The following is a 1,626-nucleotide window of genomic DNA, read 5'->3' as shown; positions in this document are numbered from 1 at the left end:
GTCGAATTCGGCTGGCAGCTTGCGGTTGACCTTGGGTGGGATCACGTCGATGGCGCCTTGTTGCCAGATCATCTCACGGATCCAGTCGGCGTCATATGCCTTGTCTGCAAGCACGTATTGCCCAGGCTGGAGGTGATCCAATAACGTCTTGCACGGCGGGGCGTCATGGGCCTGTCCGGGCGTCAGTTCGAACCGGATCGGCAGCCCATCCTGATTGGTAAGCGCATGAATTTTCGTCCCTAATCCGCCCCGTGAGCGACCTAAGCAGCGGCGCGGGTCTTTTTTTGAGCGTGGTGGCAGAATGATGCGCGCGCACGCTGGTCCCATCGACCATCACCATGTTGACGTTGTGAGCGTCAGCGATGGCCTCCATGACCCGGTCCCAGTGACCCGCATAGCTCCACCGGTTGAAGCGGTTGTAGACCGTGGTCGGTGGGCCGTATTGCTCTGGGAGATCGGCCCAGGGGATGCCAGTGCGCAGGACGTAGAAAATACCGTTGATCACGCGGCGGTCATCAACCCGCTTCTTGCCCCTTGTCTTATTGGGCAAGACCGCCTTGATGAACTCCCATTCAAGATCGCTCATGTCTGATCGTGCCATTTATATCCTCCCGCCTGATGGTTGTCCGGGAGTGAATCACAAACACATACAGTCAAACAAGAATTAATGGGTGTGCTGCCTAGTTTTAAATCGGGCTCAAAGGCGCGTTCCGCCCGGTTTCCAGGGTAGCCTGCGCAGACCGCTGGAACGGCCACGCATCAGCCCTTGAGCGAGGCGACCCAGGCGGGAACGGTCTGGCTGGCCGGGCCGGGGATGCTTCGCCGGAAATCGCGGGCGTTGACGGCCGGGTCAAGATTCATCTCGACGCATTCGGCCCCCAGCCGCGCGGCATGCTGGGCAAAGCCCGCAGCCGGATAAACCACGCCCGACGTGCCGATGGCCGCGAACAGATCGGCCTGTTCCAGCGCGGCCCAGATGCGTTCCATATGATAGGGAATTTCCCCGAACCAGACGATGTCGGGGCGGGTAGCGGCCGCGCCGCAGGCCGGGCACGGGTCCGACGGCTGCATCACGGCGGGCGCGGGCCAGCGTTGCCCGCAGGCTGCGCAAAGCGCACCCGACAGCGCGCCATGCATATGGATCACATCGCCTGACCCGCCCCTTTCGTGCAGGTCATCGACATTCTGTGTCACCAGCGTCAGGTCATGCGCGTGGGCCAGTTCGGCCAGCGCGCGATGCGCCGCGTTGGGCTGCGCACTGGCCGCTTTTTCGCGCCGCGCGTTGTAAAAGCGATGCACCAGCGCGGGATCGCGGGCAAATGCCTCGGGCGTGGCGACATCCTCGACCCGGTGCCGCTCCCACAGGCCGTCGGCGGCGCGAAAAGTGGACAGCCCGCTTTCCGCCGAAATCCCGGCACCTGTCAGGACCAGAATACGCATTGCGTCAGCGGCAATACGCCTCGGCCGATGAGGCAAATTGCTTGTAGCGCGCCCAGAAGGCGTTATCGGCGCTGGTTCTGGACATTCGCACCTCTTGCGCCTTGTGCGGTTCCTTGAAGAACGAGGCCGCGCGGCGCTGATCCGAACGCGACAGGGTCTGATTCGCGACCTGCTGGATGCAGCCGC

1 protein-coding gene and 2 pseudogenes are annotated in these 1,626 nt (G+C 62.8%); all 3 read right to left on the bottom strand.

The window, feature by feature from the left end:
- A pseudogene (locus tag ACK5L9_RS08450) lies at positions 1-601 on the bottom strand (IS5 family transposase); the annotation flags it as partial.
- 158 nt (positions 602-759) lie between these two features.
- Complete coding sequence (locus ACK5L9_RS08445) at positions 760-1,440, bottom strand: NAD-dependent deacylase (protein WP_416911025.1); 681 nt, start codon at positions 1,438-1,440, stop codon at positions 760-762.
- Between the two features lie 4 nt (positions 1,441-1,444).
- Positions 1,445-1,626 (bottom strand): annotated as a pseudogene (locus ACK5L9_RS08440) (hypothetical protein); the annotation flags it as partial.

Origin of the sequence: Paracoccus sp. (in: a-proteobacteria), from assembly GCF_047973135.1 — a bacterium.
In the GTDB taxonomy this organism is placed as follows: domain Bacteria; phylum Pseudomonadota; class Alphaproteobacteria; order Rhodobacterales; family Rhodobacteraceae; genus Paracoccus.
This window is presented reverse-complemented; position numbering and strand designations above follow the sequence as displayed.

Excerpts from the sequence above, each read along its gene's own strand:
- ACK5L9_RS08445 (WP_416911025.1), bottom strand. The coding sequence starts at position 1,440 with ATGCGTATTCTGGTCCTGACAGGTGCCGGGATTTCGGCGGAAAGCGGG.